Annotated in this window: 13 protein-coding genes; 7 read left to right on the top strand and 6 right to left on the bottom strand. The window is 62.7% G+C overall.

The features are described 5' to 3' along the window. Positions 1-488 precede the first annotated feature (488 nt). Positions 489-665 carry a hypothetical protein gene (locus AB5Y89_RS14970; protein ID WP_103243883.1) on the top strand — a complete coding sequence of 59 codons (177 nt, stop codon included), beginning with the start codon at positions 489-491 and terminating at the stop codon, positions 663-665. 742 nt (positions 666-1,407) lie between these two features. On the opposite strand, the gene AB5Y89_RS14965 is transcribed toward AB5Y89_RS14970, so the two are convergent. The 6 genes from AB5Y89_RS14965 to AB5Y89_RS14940 form a co-directional block, all read right to left on the bottom strand. After that, positions 1,408-3,141 carry a methyl-accepting chemotaxis protein gene (locus AB5Y89_RS14965; RefSeq protein WP_010676013.1) on the bottom strand — a complete coding sequence of 578 codons (1,734 nt, stop codon included), beginning with the start codon at positions 3,139-3,141 and terminating at the stop codon, positions 1,408-1,410. A 57-nt stretch (positions 3,142-3,198) separates the two neighbouring features. Continuing rightward, a complete protein-coding gene (gene mglC, locus AB5Y89_RS14960; protein ID WP_010676014.1) occupies positions 3,199-4,209 on the bottom strand; it encodes a galactose/methyl galactoside ABC transporter permease MglC in 1,011 nt (336 codons plus the stop codon). A 15-nt stretch (positions 4,210-4,224) separates the two neighbouring features. Continuing rightward, on the bottom strand, positions 4,225-5,745 hold the full coding sequence (gene mglA / locus AB5Y89_RS14955; RefSeq protein ID WP_010676015.1) for a galactose/methyl galactoside ABC transporter ATP-binding protein MglA: 1,521 nt from the start codon (positions 5,743-5,745) through the stop codon (positions 4,225-4,227). Between the two features lie 53 nt (positions 5,746-5,798). Continuing rightward, positions 5,799-6,785, bottom strand: coding sequence for a galactose/glucose ABC transporter substrate-binding protein MglB (mglB, locus tag AB5Y89_RS14950; protein WP_010676016.1), 987 nt, complete (start codon positions 6,783-6,785; stop codon positions 5,799-5,801). 219 nt (positions 6,786-7,004) lie between these two features. Continuing rightward, positions 7,005-10,079: a beta-galactosidase gene (locus AB5Y89_RS14945; protein ID WP_368224068.1), complete on the bottom strand. Its 3,075-nt coding sequence runs from the start codon at positions 10,077-10,079 to the stop codon at positions 7,005-7,007. A 664-nt stretch (positions 10,080-10,743) separates the two neighbouring features. Beyond that, positions 10,744-11,748, bottom strand: a complete 1,005-nt coding sequence (locus tag AB5Y89_RS14940; protein ID WP_010676018.1) for a substrate-binding domain-containing protein — start codon at positions 11,746-11,748, stop codon at positions 10,744-10,746. A gap of 216 nt (positions 11,749-11,964) precedes the next feature. Between AB5Y89_RS14940 and galE the strand changes: the two genes are divergently transcribed. The 6 genes from galE to bacA all read left to right on the top strand — a co-directional run bounded on the left by galE (position 11,965) and on the right by bacA (position 18,541). Further along, positions 11,965-12,978, top strand: coding sequence for a UDP-glucose 4-epimerase GalE (gene galE / locus AB5Y89_RS14935; RefSeq protein WP_134997206.1), 1,014 nt, complete (start codon positions 11,965-11,967; stop codon positions 12,976-12,978). Positions 12,979-13,027: 49 nt separating this feature from the next. Beyond that, positions 13,028-14,086 carry a UDP-glucose--hexose-1-phosphate uridylyltransferase gene (locus AB5Y89_RS14930; RefSeq protein ID WP_368224067.1) on the top strand — a complete coding sequence of 353 codons (1,059 nt, stop codon included), beginning with the start codon at positions 13,028-13,030 and terminating at the stop codon, positions 14,084-14,086. Continuing rightward, positions 14,083-15,231 (top strand): galactokinase, encoded by a 1,149-nt coding sequence (gene galK / locus AB5Y89_RS14925; RefSeq protein WP_368224066.1) that lies wholly within the window; start codon positions 14,083-14,085, stop codon positions 15,229-15,231. Before AB5Y89_RS14930 ends, galK begins: the two co-directional genes overlap by 4 nt. A 27-nt stretch (positions 15,232-15,258) precedes the next feature. Beyond that, a complete protein-coding gene (locus tag AB5Y89_RS14920) occupies positions 15,259-16,326 on the top strand; it encodes a galactose-1-epimerase (protein WP_368224090.1) in 1,068 nt (355 codons plus the stop codon). Between the two features lie 149 nt (positions 16,327-16,475). Continuing rightward, a complete protein-coding gene (locus tag AB5Y89_RS14915; protein ID WP_319891210.1) occupies positions 16,476-17,471 on the top strand; it encodes an aldo/keto reductase in 996 nt (331 codons plus the stop codon). Between the two features lie 254 nt (positions 17,472-17,725). Further along, entirely contained in the window at positions 17,726-18,541 is an 816-nt protein-coding gene (bacA, locus tag AB5Y89_RS14910; RefSeq protein WP_010676024.1) for an undecaprenyl-diphosphate phosphatase, read from the top strand. Positions 18,542-18,652: the final 111 nt, after the last annotated feature.

Raw genomic sequence — 18,652 nt, 5'->3', positions numbered from 1 at the left:
GCATAAATACGCAATAAAGCCCCAATATATTCCACAAAGAACGCAATTCCATTCACCCATGATATCCAAAAATGGATAGCCACCAATAAAAAACATCAAACAAATCATTATATTAAAATCAAAACGCTCATTTTTTGAATAAACTTCACCCACCTTTGAATTTATCCTCGCTTGTCATCCCGTTTGCTCTCACATAAATAATCACCTGCTCCTTTATCGCTGAATAATCCATCTCTTGTCCCAGATCATGGCGGCCTGCCCGGGCCAGATGGCGAGCCTCATCGCCAAGTCGTGTGCACTATCTCTTTTATATGGATATGCATTTTGCACGCATCCTGATGGCGGCTTTTTCACCGACCGGAGTGCAACCGGGATTCAAAGTTTTTTCATTAGTTGAATTTTTTCAGTCACCTTGCGCCGATTTCGGGTTCGCCTTAACTCAAAAAGTGATGCTTGTCACATTCGTTCCCGTCACCAAGGAGATAACCATGAAGATCCCGTCGCTGTTTCTGTTCGTCGCCCTGGTCCTGCCCATGACACCGGCCTTGGTGCATGCCCAGGGAGCCCCCGCCATGCCGCTGGTGGTCTGTCACGTTGACCAGGCACCCCAGATGCTGGTCCCCGCCTACCTATGCCAATGGCACGGTGGCAGCCAGCATCCCTGACCCTCTCGCCCAAGGGGAGGCGATCTCCTCTTGGGTCATCCCCGCTCTCCCTCCTTTATCTCCTGAATGGGATCCGGACCACGCCACCTGCATCATGCCCGTTGCTCTCCTCCACCCTCATCTGCGATCGACACTGATCGGCCTCCCCGGATTCTGAACCGCAGTTAAACGCCTTGTGAGATATTCGCCATCGACTGAGTAAGTAAAGTGCCAACAAAATTCTCGCCATAGTCGGAAGATGCGCGTGAAAAAACAGCATGAGAGATCATTAAAGCCATGATTTTAAAAAAGATAACTTCATTATCCTTTCGCGGGAAACCAGTTTGAATAAAACGTTTTTCAGCATGTCATTGTCGCCCTGCGCGAAATCCTTATAGTTACTCCTGCACGGACGCAATGAAGTCGGTCAGGAAGACTGGCTGCCAGGGTTGGGCAAATGGACTCACCACAGGATGTGGTAAAGGACACCTCCCAGGACGGAGAAAGTGCGACGGGAACGGATGACTCGTCAGGCCATGATGGCTAAAGGACACCCCAAAGGATTGGGAAGGGGAAACCTAAAGGAAGAGGTATAGTCAGGGATTGCAGGGAGCAACTTCGTTCAAGGATATGAGCGATAAGACTATCGGGGGCGACGCAAGTCGCCCCCATCTTTTTTGGGTATTTTTCACGTCTGCCCGCTGATGGGTCACCCCGGCCACGATGTTGCTGGCCAGGGTACCCGGGACTCGCCCAGCCGGCGCTATTCCAGCCGGAAGTGCCCCACTATCTCCCGCAGCCTGTCATAGGTGCGCTGCATGGCGTTCGAGCTGTCCACGGTGCGCTCGCCATTCCCCTTGAGCTGGGTGATCACCTCGGCGATGGCACTCATGTTGCGATTGATCTCCTCGGCGACGGCACTCTGCTCCTCTGCGGCCGTGGCAATATGGCTGATGAGATCGTTGATCTCCACCACTTCTCCCGCCATCAGATCCAGTGACGCATTCACCTTGCTGGTGTTTTCCGCCGCATCCTGGCAACTCTGCCGGGTGTTGCCCATGGCGGCCACCACGGTCTGGGTGCCCCGTTGCAGCCTGGTCAGCATGGTCTGGATCTCGGCAGTGCTCTTCTGGGTGCGCCCCGCCAGAGAGCGCACTTCGTCCGCCACCACCGCAAACCCCCGCCCCTGCTCCCCGGCCCGGGCCGCCTCGATGGCGGCGTTGAGGGCCAGCAGGTTGGTCTGCTCTGCGATGCCACCGATGACCCCGAGAATCGAGCCTATCTGCTGCACATCCTGCTGCATGGCTTCGATGGAGTGTGCCGTGGTCTCCACCTCCGTCACCAGCGCAGTGACGCTGGCCATGGCCTGATCCACCACCTGACGCGACTGGTTGGCCAGTTGCTGGCTCTGGCCAGTCAGCTGGGCAGTATTGGCCGCGCTCTCCGATACCGAGACGGCAGTACGGCTCATCTCGTTGATGGCGGTGACCACCTGTTCGGTCTCCCGCACATGCTCGGCCAGCAGGCCCTGGGCTGACCCCGTCTGCCTCGCCAATGCCGATATCCCTTCATTGAGCTGGCCGCTCGCTTGTCTCACCTCCCCCATCATGCCCTGCAACTGCTCGATGAAACGGTTGATGCCCGCCGAGATCTGGCCGAGATCATCCTTGCTGGTCACCGTGAGCCGACGGGTCAGATCCCCATTGCCCTGGGAGAGCTCCTGCACCAGGTCGCGCAGGGAGAGGATGGGTCTATAGGCCAGGTTGAGGGCCACCATGGAGAGGGCCAGTACCAGCGCCGCCACCCCGAGCAGGGCCAGGGTGATCTTGCCGTTGAGCGCCTGGGTCATGGCCCGGATATAGTCGAGATCCACATAACCGGTCAGGGTCCACTCGCTGCCGCGAATATCCAGCTTGTTGGGGCGGCTCTCGCTCTCTCCCTGGGGCTTGCTGCTGTAGAGCACCTGTCCCTGACTGTCGGTGAGGGAGAAGTAACGCCCTTCTCCGCTTACCTTGGTCAGCAGCGTCTTGAATTCGCTCATGTCGAGGTAGTAGAGGTAGGCGGAGTCTGCACCGCGCGGCACCAGGATGGAGATGACGGGTTTGCCGTCCAGCTGCTCCAGCGGGCTGACGGTGATCTGGTTGTTGGCGGCGGGGATCAGCTTGCGCAGGGCGTCAACCCTGGCCTTGTCGTCGATGACCCCGTTCGCGTCGAATGCCATGTCGCCAATGAGCTTGACGATGTTGTGAAAGCCGGTCTCCTGCAGCGCCTTCTTGACGCTGGTCACCCCGAGGTTGAGGTTGGCGGCCAGCAGCACCTTCTGGTTGATGTCACCCGCCAGCTTCTCCCTGACCAGGGTGATCTGCTCGTTGATGTTCTGGGTGGCCTGGGTGCGGATGTAGCCGCTGATGAAGTGGTTGACGCTGAACCAGGCGGTACCGATGGTGACCAGAATGGCGAGCAGCAACAGCACGTTGATTTTGACTTTGAATGCCATGGTATGGGTCCCTCCAAAGAGAAAGGGCCGGGATGACCCGGCCCTCCCTGCCAATGCTTACTTCTTCTTGGCGTACTTCATGGAGTCCAGGGCTACCGCCAGGATGATGATGCCGCCCTTGATGATGAACTGCCAGTAAGGGCTGACACCGATGTAGGTCAAACCATAGTTGATCAGCGTGAAGATAAGTACGCCGGTGATCACACCCGCGACAGTTCCCACACCGCCGGCAAACGAAACGCCCCCCACCACGCAGGCCGCGATGGCATCCAGCTCGTACATGAAGCCGAGGTTGTTGGTGGCACTGCCGATCCGCCCCGCTTCCAGCATGCCGCCGAAGGCGTAGAAGACACCGGCCAGGGCATAGATGACCACCAGGTTGACGGCGACGTTGACACCGGACACCTTGGCCGCTTCCGGGTTGCCACCGATGGCGAAGATGTTCTTGCCAAAGCGGGTCTTGTTCCACAGCACCCAGACGAAGACGCTGGCGATGGCCGCATAGAAGGTCAGGTACGAGAGCTTGAACCCGCCAATCCGGATGAAGCCCTGCGCAAAGTTGGAGAAGCGAGGATCAAACCCGGCCACCGGAGAAGCACCCACGGAGTCGAAATAGAGGGAGTTGATACCGTAGACGATGATCATGGTGCCCAGGGTGGTGATGAAGGGCGTCACGTTCAGGTAGGCGACGATCAGGCCGTTGACCAGACCAATCAGGGCCCCCACCACGCACACCAGGAGGATCACCGCCGGAATGGGCACCTCCCCCAGGGTGGGGAAGACCTTGTTCACGTTGGTCAGGGCCTGCAGCATGGTGGCCGCGATCAGCGCCGCCAGACCGACCTGACGACCGGCCGACAGGTCAGTACCCTGGGTGATGATGATGCCCGCCACCCCGAGGGCAATGATGACCCGTACCGAGGACTGGGTCAGGATGTTGCTGAGGTTGGTGAGGCTGAGGAAGGATGGCTCCTTGATCACGATGATCATGAGCAACACCAGCAACACCACATAGATGCCGTTCTCTTTGAGCGCCTGCATCAGATTGAAATTTTTAGCCGACTCCATAATGTCTTCCTGTCTTTATAGGTACAGAGATGCCAGGCGCAGGATCTCGCTCTGGTCAGTTTCTTTGGTGTTGACGATCCCCGCGACCCGGCCATTGCTCATGACCATGATGCGGTCCGTGATGCCGAGCAGTTCCGGCATTTCGGAGGAGATGATGACGATGCCCTTGTCCTTCTTCGCCAGCTCCAGGATGAGCTGGTAGATCTCGAACTTGGCGCCGACGTCGATACCCCGGGTCGGTTCATCCAGCATCAGGATCTCGGGCTGGGTCAGCAGCCAGCGACCGATGATCACCTTCTGCTGGTTGCCACCGGAGAGGGAGCCGATCTGGGTCTGCTGGGTCGGTGTCTTGACCCGCATGGAGTCGATGACCCACTGGGTATCGCTCTTCATCTTGTTGTCGCTGAGCAGCCCCATGGATCCCTTGTAGTTGTCCATGTTGGCGATCAGGGAGTTGAAGGCGATGTCGAGGCGTGAATAGATCCCGGTGGAGCGGCGCTCCTCGGTCACCAGGGCGAAGCCGTTCTGGATCGCCTCGTGGGCGTTGTGGTTCGCCACCTCTTTGCCGTGCAGCTTGATGGTCCCTTCGCTGCGATCGCGGATGCCGAACAGGGTCTCCACGATGTCGGTGCGCTTGGCCCCCACCAGACCGGCGATGCCGAGGATCTCCCCCTTGTGCAGGTTGAAGGTCACGTCCTTGATGGAAGGCTGGTTCTTGGCCGTCAGGTGCTCGACCTCGAGGATCACCTCTTTGGGCTGGTTGGTTTTTTCCGGGAAGCGCTGGGTGAGCTCGCGGCCGACCATCATGCCGATGATCTGATCCATGGTCATGCCCTTGAGGGGCTGGGTCGCCACCCACTGGCCATCCCGCAATATGGTGATCTCGTCACAGAGCTGGAAGATCTCTTCCATCTTGTGGGAGATGTAGACGATGCCGCACCCCTTCTCCTTGAGCTTGTTGATGATCTTGAAGAGATGGTTGACCTCTTTCTCGGTCAGGGAGGAGGTGGGTTCGTCCATGATGACGATCTTGGCGTCATAGGAGAATGCCTTGGCAATCTCGATCATCTGCATCTGGGAAACCGACAGGGTGCCGACCTTGACCCTGGGGTCGATGTCGATGTCCAGCTCCTCGAAGATATGCTTGGTGTCCTGATACATCTTGCCGTGGTCGACAAACAGTCCCTTGGTGGGATAGCGGCCGAGCCACATGTTGTCCATCACGGTGCGTTGCAGTACCAGGTTCAGCTCCTGGTGCACCATGGAAACGCCATTCTCCAGCGCCTCTTTGGACGAGGTGAAGTTGATCTCCTGTCCCTTGAAGAAGATCTTGCCCTGATCCTTCTCGTAGATGCCGAACAGGCACTTGAGCAGCGTGGACTTCCCTGCGCCATTCTCGCCCATCAACGCATGCACAGAATGAGGACGGACCCGTAAATTGACATTATCGAGTGCCTTGACGCCAGGAAAGCTCTTACTGACGTCAATCATCTCCAACAGCCATTCTGATTGTTGCCGTGTTGTCATATCAGCCATCACATCTGGTTGAAAAGAGGGCAAGGGGATCTCCCTTGCCCTGAGGGGAGGAATTACTCGAATTGGGACAGGTTGTCTTTGTCTACGCCCACGTAGGCAACGCGGACGACCTTGTTGTCGATCTTCCAGTTGGTGCCTTCACCGGCCGGCTTGCCTTCGGCCAGGTTCTTGGTCAGCTCGAAGGTGGCCTTGGCCTGGTTGGCCGCATCGTTCAGCACGGTACCGGCCATGGCACCGCTCTTGACCATGGCCAGGGCTTCCGGCAGGGCGTCAACACCGAACACCGGGATGGCGGTCTTGCCCTGGGCCTTCAGAGATTCCACGGCGCCCATCGCCATGCCATCGTTGTTGGCGATGACCACTTCGATCTTGTTGGCGTTCGGACCGGAGATCCAGGCATCCATCTTGTCCTTGGCCATGGCGGTATCCCACATACCGGTATCCATGTGCAGTTGCTCGGTCTTGATGCCGCCATCGTTCAAGGTCTTGACGACGTAGGTGGTGCGGGCTTCCGCATCCGGGTGACCAGGCTCACCCTTGAGCAGCACGAACTGGATGACGCCATCCTTGTTCAGATCCCACTCGGGGTGCGCTTTCCAGTGCTTGGCGATCAGCTGGCCCTGAATGATTCCGGACTCCTTGGAGTCTGTGCCAACGTAGTAGGCCTTGTCATAGCTGGCCAGGTCAGCCGCGCTCGGTTCCTTGTTGTAGAAGACCACGGGGATCTCGTCCGCACGGGCTTTCTCAATCACGACAGGGGCCGCCGCCGGGTCAACCAGGTTGATGGCCAGGGCCTTCACGCCCTTGGCCAGCAGCACGTCGATCTGGTCGTTCTGCTTGGACTGGTCGTTCTGGGAGTCGTTCATCAGCAGTTCCACACCCGGGGTGGCCGCCGCTTCTTTCTCGATGGCCTTGCGCACCACGGCCATGAAGTTGTCGTCGTACTTGTAGACGGTGACCCCGATACGGGTATCGGCCTGGGCTTGGGCTCCCGCCATCAGTCCCATCAGCAAGGTGGCAACTGTCGTGAGTTTTTTCATTGTTATGCTCCGATCTCTATCTGTTTTTTGTAGGGAATGCTGTACACCGTTTGAGCTGGCGCCAGCCTAATGTAATCAGTTTGTTGTGAGGCGGTCTGTGATCCTGGCAACAAAATGAAAACGTTTACACTCTGTTACATAGCCGTAATATTGTTAAAAATTAAATAGTTACGTGAGAAACCGCCTTTGAGTCTCGCCATCTCGCGACGGCGGGTCCGGCTAGCTCAGACGGCAGTGCCAGTGATAACGCCCCGGCAACAGCCAGAACTCGGGCCGCACGCTCTGGCTCCAGGAGTCGTCGCCTCCTACCCCCATGTGGAAGCCATCGAGGCACAGGTGCGTGCCCCCCAGAGCCACCAGATCGGTCTGGTGACGGGCTTCGGCCAGCTGCTGCTGACTGTAGCGGCTGACGCTGAAGTGGAAGCGCCCCTCCACCGCCAGATCCCCCAGTTGCAGTGCGCGGGTATCGCAGCGCAGTCCGTTGTCGGTGGGGAAGACATAAGGGGTGTGCAACGCCTCGATGGGCAATTGCCAGCGACCGAGATCGGCGGCGAGCCGTCGATCCGGGTAATTCTCGTGGGGGCCAAGCCCCAGCCAGCTCACCGGGGCACCTTCGGCCGGTTCATCAGCCAGCCAGAGCCGGGCACCGATGCGCGGCAGGGAGGGCATGTCGGCGGCCACCTCCACCTCGATGGCGAGGTGCATGGCGCCCTCCCCGTCCACCCTGTGATGCCAGCGGGTCAGGATCTTCGGTTCGTCACCCACGAAGTAGCCGTGGTGCGCCGTGATGAGACCCAGCTCCGGACTCGCCTCCAGGCCGAGACAGCAGTGCTGCAGATCATTGAGTCCGGCTTCCTGCCAGCGGGCAATCCAGGCGTTGGGATCGGCGTGATCCGCCTCGCTGGTGCCGATATCGTTGTCGAGCGGCGCCCGATAGAAGTGATCGGCGATGGCGTCGCGAAGCCGTTCCCGGCCCTGCTTCTGCCAGCTGACGATGCGACCACTGGCCTTGTCGAGCTGCCACAGGGAATCTGCGGCGCCAAGCACCCAGTGATCGCGCTGCTCGGTCAGGCTGACCGCCGGGCAGGCCGACGGCAGCGCCAGGGGCGCGGGCAACAGGCATTGCTGGCGAGCCACCTCGTGACCCGCTCCGGCCCAGGCCGTGGCGGTGGGCTGCACGATGGCGAGATCCAGCCAGGCGAGCGCCCCCGGCGCAAAGGCCGGCAGTTGCTCCAGCAGGGTCAGCGTCACGCTCCCCCGGGGGGCCAGCTCGAGCGGGCATTCACCCTGGCTCACCACCACGCCGTCTTCACACAGACGCCACTGCAGGCGTTCGTTGTCCGTCTCGCGGAACAGGTATTCGCTGCGGATCTCCACCGTCAGCGGCTGGCGACCCTGCAGGGTCAGAACAAAGGGCTGCTGGGCACGTCGGGCTTCAAACAGGGAAGGATGGGAGGTGCGATCGGGGAACAGCAGGCCGTTGCAGCAGAACTGGCGATCGTTGGGAGTGTCGCCGAAATCGCCACCATAGGCCCAGAAATGGCGGCCATCGTCGGTCTGCTTGTCCAGCCCCTGATCGACCCAATCCCAGACAAACCCACCCTGCAGCCGCGGATGATCGCGAAATGCCTGCCAGTAATGGGCATAGCCCCCCAGGCTGTTGCCCATGGCGTGGGCGTATTCGCACAGGATCAGCGGCCGGGTCTCTTCCGGCAGGCCGATCCACTTGGCCAGCGCCCACTTGGGCACCGCCGGGAAGGGTTGATCCTGATGGGTACGGGCATACATGGGGCAGATGATGTCGGTGGCCGGGGTGTCGGCCCCGCCCCCTTCGTACTGCACCGGGCGGCTGGGATCCGCCCCCTTCACCCAGCGATACATGGCGTCGTGGGCCGGGCCATAACCGGATTCGTTCCCCAGGGACCAGATGATGATGCAGGGGTGGTTGAAGTCCCGGGCCACCATGCGGGTCACCCGCTCCAGGAAGGCGTTGCTCCAGGCGGGATCCCGCGCCAGCCGCCCCATGGGGGTCATGCCGTGGGTCTCCAGGTTCGCCTCGTCCACCACATAGAGGCCGAGCCGGTCGCACAGGCGATAGAGCTCGGGGTGATTGGGATAGTGGGAGCAGCGCACCGCGTTGAAGTTGTGCCGCTTCATCAGCAGCAGATCCTGCTCCATGTCGGCCGGGGTCACCACGTGACCCGTGGCGGGATGGTGTTCATGGCGATTGGCACCACGAATCAGCAGGGGCTGGCCGTTGACCCGCAGCAGGCCGCCACGGATCTCCACCGCCCGAAAGCCCACGTCATGGGCCTCGCTCTCGAGAGCACTTCCCTGCTCGTCCAGCAGAGTCAAGGTCAGGCGATAGAGGTGCGGGGTCTCGGCGCTCCACTTGTGTGGGGCCGTTACCGTCAGGCACAGCTCGGCGCGATCGTCATACACCCCTTTCTCGTCGATGGCCTGGGTGCCGATCTGCTGGCGCAGGGTCGCCACCCGCTCGTCGCCATCATAGAGGTTGGCCTCCACCGACAGACCGGCTCCGTTGGCCGCCTGCAATTCAACCTTGAGGCGGGCATCCCGGTAGCAGGCGTCGAGCTCGGGCGTCACCCGGATATCCATCAAATGACGGACCGGTTTGTGCAACAGGCTGACGGAGCGGAAGATGCCGCTCATGCGCCACATGTCCTGATCTTCCAGATAGGAGCCGTCAGACCAGCGCAGCACCAGGACGGCGAGGCGGTTGGCCCCGGCCTGAAGGAAGGGGGTCAGATCGAATTCCGCCGGCAGCCGGCTGTCCTGGGAGTAGCCGACCCAGCGGCCGTTGCAGAAGAGGTGAAACGCGCTGTCCACCCCGTCGAAGATGATCCGGGTCTGCCCCTCGGCCAGCCAGTCCGCAGCAACGGTGAACTCGCGAGAGTAGCAACCGGTGGGATTCTCGGCAGGCACCCGGGGCGGGTCGCAGGGAAAGGGGTACTTGATGTTGGTGTAGATGGGCACATCCGTGACGGGCCGCGCCCCCGGGTAGGCCGCAGCCAGTTGCCAGTTGCCCGGCACCTTGATGGGGCAGGCATCCGGCAGATCCTCCACCAGCCACTGCTCCGGCACCCGCTCCGGGGCCTCGAACCAGGAGAACTGCCACTCGCCGTCCAGCAGCAGGCGGGAAGGTGACAACCCCCCCATCCTGGCTTCCCCTTCACTGCGCCAACTGGACAAGGGGGTATGGGCTGGCAACCGGTTCACGGCGGTGATCCCCTGGGTCTGCCAATCCTGACGGGCCACTATCTCCCTGAGCATGCTTCACTTCTCCCTGCATTCACGCTGAAAACCACTGCAGTGTAGGAGAGTTTTGCCCGGTGATCGGCGATCCCGCTCACACAGATGTAAACGATTACACTCATTTTGTTAAGTAAAACGGAGTAAAAATCGGATAAATCCGGGTAAATGACCCCACGGGGGAAAAAGCGGACCTTCGGAAGGGCAAAAGATGCCCGGGAGTGTGAAACCGGGAGGCAATGGCCGAACAAGCGGAGCAAGCCATGGCAAAGACCCGACATCGCGCCCCCCTCGCCTCATCAGGTGCTGGAGCGCCTCAACCCGGTTCCGGGCACGCACGCAGCCCGGCCTCTCGAAGGAGTGTGCAGAGGCCACGAGAGCCCCTGCCCGGCGCAGAGAAAAGCCATGGCGAGCGTCTGGCAGGATCTGGCCGGAAGTGAGGCTCGGCAGGCCGGGGGAGAGGGGCTCGTGACAGACGAGCGGGAAGAACTGGCGAGTTCGGCAGGCAGGGAGCGTGAGGGGACGGTTGTCACTCCTCAGGCAACCCTCTGTGGTCTGCGCTAGCCATGCTCTCAGCTATCCATGGTCTGAGCTATCTATCGTCTGAGCTATGGGGCGCTTTATGGGCTGCAATCCGGGTTCGCCAGGCGCAGCGCTTGCGCCGACGGGGGCACAAGCGCTGCGATCAGGACCTGACGGGAGCGACCGAATGGCGGTTGATCAGGGTGGGGGTATAGATGCGGCTCTGCACCGATTCGCTCTCCCCTGCGGCGAGTTGCAGCGCCAGCTTGGCCGCCTGGGCCGCCATCAGCTCGATGGGATAGCGCATGGTGGAAAGCTTGGGTCTCAGGTATCTGGCGTAGATGATGTCATCGAAGCCTACCACCGAGACCTCTTCCGGCACCTTGAGGCCGTTGTCCGCCAGCACAGAGATGGCCCCTGCCGCCATGGCGTCGTTGTAGGCCACCACCGCCGTGATGGGCAACCCCTTGGCCAGCAGGTTGAGCATGGCGCGCTCGCCCCCCTCTTCATTGGGCATGCCGCTCTCCACCAGCTCGGGATCGGCGAAGACCTCCGCCTCCGCCAGGGCATCCTGATAGCCCTGGTGGCGCAACAGCGCATCCTCGATGGCGTGATCCGAGCTCAGGAAGGCGATATGGCGGTGGCCGAGATCCAGCAGATGACGGGTGGCGGTCGCCGCACCCTGGCGGTTGTTGAGGGCGATGCAGCGCCCCCTCAGACTCGGAATGTCGCGGTTGATCAGCACCATGCCGGGGGCGCGCAGGGCGTAGTCGACCAGCTCCTCGTCGCCGAGCGCCTTGCTGTGCACCACCAGTGCCTCGCAGCGTTTGCCGATGAGCAGCTCGATGGCCTCCCGCTCCTGCTGGGCGCGGTGAAAACCATTACCCATCAACAGGTGCAAGCCCTGCTCCACCGCCACTGCCGCGACCCCTTTGACCAGGGCGCCGAAGAAAGGATCCGCCACGTCCCCCACCACCACTCCCATGGTGTCACAGGTCTGGCTGACCAGGGCCCGCGCGTTGGCGTTGGGGGTATAGCCCAGCTCGGCCATGGCCTTCAGCACCACCTCGCGGGAGGCGGCACTGGCCTTGGGTGAGTTGTTCATCACCCGTGAAACCGTTGCCACTGACACATTGGCCAAACGGGCGACATCCTTGATGGTGCTCATGCTGTTTTCACTTATTTCACGCTGCGACTGGCCGCATTATACCGTTCAATGTCACTGATAACAGGGGGAAAAATCAGAACTTGCCACATTGGTCGATGAAAACAAGTGTAATCGTTTACACATATTTGTTAAGCAGCTCACAGTTTGCCCGTCAGCCCCTCGGCTAGACTCCTGCTCAGGCTTTCCTGATGCGAGGAGTTGAGGGTGGAACAACGGATGAAAGTACTGGTCACCGGCGGTTGCGGCTACATCGGCAGCCACACCTGTCTGGCCTTGCAGGCCGCAGGCATGGAGCCCGTGGTGGTGGACAACCTCTGCAACAGCAAGGCGGGCGTCCTGACCCGTGTCGCCGCCATCAGCGGGCGCGAACCCCGCTTCTACGAAGGGGACATCCGTGACCCGGCCCTGCTGGATCGCATCTTCAGCGAGCAGCACATCGACGCCGTGATCCACTTCGCCGCCCTCAAGGCGGTCGGCGAGTCGACCCGCATCCCGCTGGACTACTACGAGAACAACCTGAGCGGCACCCTGGTATTGCTGCAGGCGATGAAACGGGCCGGGGTACGCAATCTGGTGTTCAGCTCGTCGGCCACCGTCTACGGCGATCCCGCCAGCACCCCGATCCGGGAAGATTTTCCCCGCAGCGCCACCAACCCCTACGGCCGATCCAAGCTGATCATCGAGGAGATCCTCGAGGATCTGCAGCGGGCCGAGCCCCACTGGAGCATGACCCTGCTGCGCTATTTCAACCCCGTCGGCGCCCACGAGTCCGGCACTCTGGGGGAGGATCCCCAGGGCATCCCCAACAATCTGATGCCGTTTTTGACCCAGGTAGCCATCGGCCGGCGCGACTGCCTCTCGGTCTTTGGTAACGATTACCCAACCATCGACGGCACCGGGGTACGCGACTACATCCATGTGATGGATCTCGCCGAAGGGCACGTCAAGGCTCTGGAACACTGCGCCGGACGGGGCGGTGTCCACGCCTACAACCTGGGCACGGGCCAGGGCCAGAGCGTGTTGCAGATGGTCGCGGCGTTCGAGGCCGCCTGCGGTCGGCCCCTTCCCTACCGGATCGAGCCACGGCGCCCCGGCGACATCGCCGAGTGCTGGGCCGATCCCGCCAAGGCCGCTCGGGAACTGGACTGGCACGCCAGCCGGGATCTCGCCGCCATGTGCGCCGACAGCTGGCGCTGGCAGTCCGCCAACCCCAATGGTTACGAGGCGTAGGCCCTGGCCTGCGCCTTCGGATGTATTCAACTCACACACTGGAGTGATGATGTTCAACCCCGTTGATCACCCCCACCGCCGCTTCAACCCACTCACCGGCCAGTACGTGCTGGTTTCCCCTCACAGGGCCAAGCGCCCCTGGCAAGGCCAGGTCGAGAAGGTGAGCCTGGCGCCGAGCCAGGCCCATGATCCCGACTGCTTCCTCTGTGCGGGCAACACCCGGGTGACCGGCGATATCAACCCCAACTATCAGGGCACCTTCGTCTTTACCAACGACTTCGCCGCCCTGATGCAGGACACCCCGGCCGCCAATGCGGCGCCGGATCCCCTGCTGAAGCTGGAAGCCGCCCGGGGCACCAGCCGGGTCATCTGCTTCTCGCCGGATCACGGCAAGACCCTGCCCGAGCAGCCCCTGCCCGCCATCGAAGGGGTGATCACCACCTGGATGGACCAGGTGGCCGAGCTTTCTGACCAGTGGGAATGGGTCCAAGTCTTTGAAAACAAGGGCGCCGTCATGGGCTGCTCCAACCCGCACCCTCACGGCCAGCTCTGGGGCAGCGACTTCCTGCCCAACGAGATTGCCCGGGAAGAGGCGCACCAGCGCGCCTGGCTGGCCGAACACGGCCGCCCCCTGCTGCTGGACTATGTGGAGCGGGAGCTGGCAGATCGCTCCCGCATCGTGGTGGAGACCGCCCACTGGCTGGCGGTGGTGCCCTTCTGGGCGGCCTGGCCGTTCGAGACCCTGCTGCTGCCCAAGGCCCATGTCCCCTCCATGCTGGATCTCACCCGGGAACAGCAACAGGACCTGGCCATCGCGCTCAAGGAGCTCACCAGCCGCTACGACAACCTGTTCCAGTGCAGCTTCCCCTACTCCATGGGCTGGCACTTCGCCCCGCCCCGTTCCGACTGCCCCGAGGCGTGGCAACTGCACGCCCACTTCTATCCGCCCCTGCTGCGCTCCGCCACGGTGCGCAAATTCATGGTGGGCTTCGAGATGCTGGCCGAAACCCAGCGCGATCTCACCCCGGAACAGGCGGCGGAACGGCTGCGCGCCCTCAGTCCCATCCACTACAACGACCAGAACCAGGCCAACGAGGAGGCCCTATGACCCCGAGCCAGCGCGTCAGCGCCGTGTTTGCCGAGCAGTTTGAGCAACAACCCGACCTGCTGGTACGGGCTCCAGGCCGCGTCAACCTCATCGGCGAGCACACAGACTACAACGACGGCTTCGTGCTGCCCTGCGCCATCGACTACGAGACCTGCGTCGCCATCGGCCTGCGCGGCGACAACCTGGTCGAAGTGATCGCCGCCGACTACGACAACCAGCGCGACCGGTTCAGTCTCGATCAACCCATCGAGCACCACCCCAGCCAGCGCTGGAGCGACTACATCCGCGGCGTGGTGAAACACCTGCAGGCACGGGGCCACGCCCTGCGCGGCCTCAATCTGGTGGTCTCCGGCAACGTGCCCCAGGGGACGGGTCTCTCCTCCTCCGCCTCCCTGGAGGTGGCCATCGGCCAGGCCTTCAAGGAGGCCCAGGGGCTGGCCATCAGCCAGGCGGAAATCGCCCTCAACGGCCAGCAGGCGGAGAACCAGTTCGTCGGCTGCAACTGCGGCATCATGGATCAGATGATCTCCGCGAGCGGCAGGCAGGATCACGCCCTGCTGCTCGATTGCCGTTCCCTGGAGACCCGGCTCATCCCCATGCCGACCGATCTGGCGGTGCTCATCGTCAACTCCAACGTGCGCCGCGGCCTGGTGGACAGCGAATACAACACCCGTCGCCAGCAGTGCGAAACCGCCGCCCGTCACTACGGGGTCAAGGCCCTGCGGGATCTTGACCTGGCCACGCTGGAAGCGGGCAAGGACGGTCTGGACGAGGCCTGCTATCGCCGTGCCCGCCACGTGGTCGGCGAGAACGCCCGCACTCTGGCGGCGGCCGATGCGCTGGCACAGGGCGATCTGGTGCGCCTCGGCGAACTGATGGGCCAGTCCCACGCCGCCATGCGCGATGACTTCGAGATCACCGTGCCCCCCATCGACGGCCTGGTGGAGATCATCAAGGCCCGGCTCGGCAGCGAAGGCGGTGTGCGCATGACCGGCGGCGGTTTTGGCGGCTGCGTGGTCGCCCTGCTGCGCCCCGAGAAGGTGGCCGAGGTGATCGCCGTGGTGGAGGCGGAATACCCGGCACGCTTCGGCCTCAAGGCGGACTGCTACGTCTGCCGTGCCAGCGCAGGGGCCGGCAGACTGTAACGCACGCCTGACAACGGGTGACGCCCCCTGCCCGGCACTCGCGAGGCCGGCAGGGGGCGACGGGATCACGACGGGGAACCGCAAACCATGATGAGATTCGAGCTGGAAAACGAGGAGGGACTGCGGCTGCGCGGTCTCGCATACGGGGCCACCCTCACCTCCCTCACCCTGCCGGTGGCGGGAGAGCGGCGGGAGGTGCTGCTGGGCTGCGCCGACGAGGCCTACCTCACCCAGCAGGTATGGCTGGGGGCTGTGGCGGGGCGCTTTGCCAACCGCATCGGCGGCGCCCGCCTTGAGCGGGAAGGCCAGTGCTGGACGCTGGACGCCAACCAGGGGGCCAACTGCCTGCACGGCGGGCGCGACGGGTTCCATCGCCGCACCTGGCAGATCAAGGAGCAGGAGGCGGACAGGGTCAAGCTGGCGCTCCTCTCCCGGGCGGGGGATCAGGGCTTTCCCGGCAATCTGAGGGTGAGCCTGGAGTATCGGCTGGAGCAGTGCGATCTGGTGGTCGACTTCTGCGCCAGCACGGACGCCCCCAGCCCGGTCAGCCTCACCAGCCACGCCTACTTCAACCTGGATGGCGGTGGCGACATCCGCCACCACACCATCAGCCTCGACGCCGACCGCTACCTGCCCACGGATGACCAGAGCCTGCCACTGGCCATCGCCCCGGTGGAAGGCCCCTTCGATCTGCGCGTCCCCCGCCCCATCGGCCAGGCGTGGCTGGACCACCCCCAGCAGCAGTTGGCCAAGGGGTACGATCACGCATTTCTGCTCAACAACAGCGATTTTGAGCCTGCTGATGAGCCGTTTGATGGGTCCAACCAGCCATGGGCCGCCCGGGTGATCTCGGGGGATGGCAAGCTGGCCATGGCGGTCTACACCAACCAGCCCTCCCTGCAGTTCTACAGCGGCAACTGGCTGACCGGCACACCGGATCGTCAGGGCCGACCCTACCGGGATTACGACGGCTTCTGCCTGGAGGCCCAGCAATTGCCCGACAGCCCGAACCGGCCCGCCCTCGGCGATCCCTGGTTGCTGCCGGGGCAGCGTTATCGCCACCAGACCCGTTATCGCTTTATTCCTGCCCCCTGACAGCCCTGCTCGGGCAGACGAAGGGGCCCGGGCGCGCCGCCACGTCATGGCGGCCCCGGCCCCGATGGCACCGCCGAATCAGCCGGGGTGAGGCCCGCCGCAGGGCCCGTCGCTCCTCATTGCACACCAGCCCAAGGAACCGCACCGTGATGGATGACAACTACCTCGCCGCCCCCGACCGCTACCAGCGCCAGCCCTACCGACCGGCGGGCCGCCACGGCCTGCGCCTGCCCGGCATCGGCCTCGGGCTTTGGCACAACTTCGGCGCCGGGAGCGATCCCGCCACCGCGAAGGCCATGGTGCATCAGGCGTTCGATCTGGGGATCACCCACTTCGATCTCGCCAACAACTACGGGCCGCCGCCGGGATCTGCCGAACTGACCTTCGGCACGCTGCTCAAGAGGAGCCTGGCTCCCTATCGGGATGAACTCATCATCGCCAGCAAGGCGGGCTACGTGATGTGGGACGGCCCCTACGGCGATGGCGGCAGCGCCAAGTACCTCTTCGCCAGCCTGCACCAGAGCCTGCGCCGTCTGGGCCTCGACTACGTGGACATCTTCTATCACCACAGGCCGGATCCCCGCACCCCGCTCGAGGAGACCTGCCAGGCCCTGGCCCTGATGGTGCGCCAGGGCAAGGCGCTCTACATCGGCCTCTCCAACTACCCGGCCCCGCTCGCGGCCAAGGCTGCCGCCCGGCTGGCGGAGCTCGGCACCCCCTGCCTGGTCAACCAGCTCAAATACTCCCTGTTCCAACGCGATATTGAGCCCGACACCCTGCCGGCCTGCCGGGAGCACGGCATGGGGGTGGTCGCCTTCTCGCCCCTGGCGGGGGGGCTGCTGAGCGATCGCTACCTGGCGGGCATTCCCGCGGATTCCCGCGCCGCCAGTGCCAGCCCCTTCCTCACGGCGGACCAGATCACCGAGGAGAAGCTCGCCACCGTCCGCGCCCTGCATGCACTGGCCCTGCAACGGGGTCAGTCCCTGTCGCAACTCGCACTGCAATGGGTGCTGCGCGACCCCGTGGTGAGCTGCGCCCTGATCGGCGCCAGCCATCCCCAACAGATAACGAGCGCCATCGACGCCCTGGGGCAGCCCCCCCTGGACGATGATCTTCAACAGAAAATCCTGTCCATACTGGCCTGACAGCACAAAGAGATCATAAAACAGAGGTCAACAGGCGTGACTGACCTGTCAGAACGTGACGGGGCAGTCATGGCTTCTGACAGCATGCTGCAAGCCGCGCCCTGCATGGTCCGCCAGCGCCCTTTCCCGGCCGGAACAGGGCGCTGAAATCCCCAATATTCACTGGTTGCCCGCGCGATTTTCCGCCATCATTGGCCGCCCCGACCCGTTCGGGGTTGATTTTATCCAGACCCCATAACCAAGAGATCTGCACCATGACCGAATCCTACGCCCTGTTCGTCGCCTTTGTGCTGGGCATAGTGGAAGGCCTGACCGAGTTCCTCCCCGTCTCCTCCACCGGCCACATGATCATCGTCGGCCACCTCCTCGGGTTTGAAGGACCCAAGGCCGCCACCTTCGAGGTGGTGATCCAGCTCGGCTCCATCCTGGCAGTGGTCGTCATGTTCTGGCGCCGCCTGTTCGGACTCATCGGCATTCACTTCGGTCAGAAACCGACCCCGGGCCACGCGACCCTCTCCCTGGTGCACGTCATCCTCGGCATGCTGCCTGCCGTGGTCGTCGGGCTGGCTATCCACAGCTGGATCAAGGCCAATCTGTTCGGGCCGGAAACCGTGATGTATGCCCTGGTGGCCGGTGGCATCCTGCTCATCATCGCCGAAAAGTTCCGCCCCGCCGTGACCGCGGAGACCCTGGACGACATCAGCTACAAGCAGGCCTTCGGCATCGGCCTGTTTCAGTGCCTGGCACTCTGGCCCGGCTTCTCCCGCTCCGGTGCCACCATCAGCGGCGGCATGCTGATGGGCATCAGCCGCCACGCGGCAGCGGAATTCTCCTTCATCATGGCGGTGCCCATGATGATCGCGGCCAGCGGCCTGGATCTCTACAAGAGCCGCGATTTCCTCTCCATGGCGGACTTCCCCATGTTTGCGGTGGGCTTCGTCACCGCCTTCGTGGTGGCCATGGTCGCCATCAAGACCTTCCTGGCGCTGATCCGTCGTCTCGACTTCATCCCGTTCGCCATCTACCGCTTCCTGCTGGCCTTCGTCGTCTACCTGGTCTTCGTGGCCTGATGGGCTTCGCCGCCAAGCAACACAAAAGGGACCCGAGGGTCCCTTTTTTCATGCCGTGATACCGCCTCAGTCGCGCGGCAGCCCGCGATCACCGAGCAGCCGTGAGCCTAA

The organism is Aeromonas sp. s4, from assembly GCF_040907855.1.
Lineage (GTDB): Bacteria > Pseudomonadota > Gammaproteobacteria > Enterobacterales > Aeromonadaceae > Aeromonas > Aeromonas caviae.
This window is presented reverse-complemented; position numbering and strand designations above follow the sequence as displayed.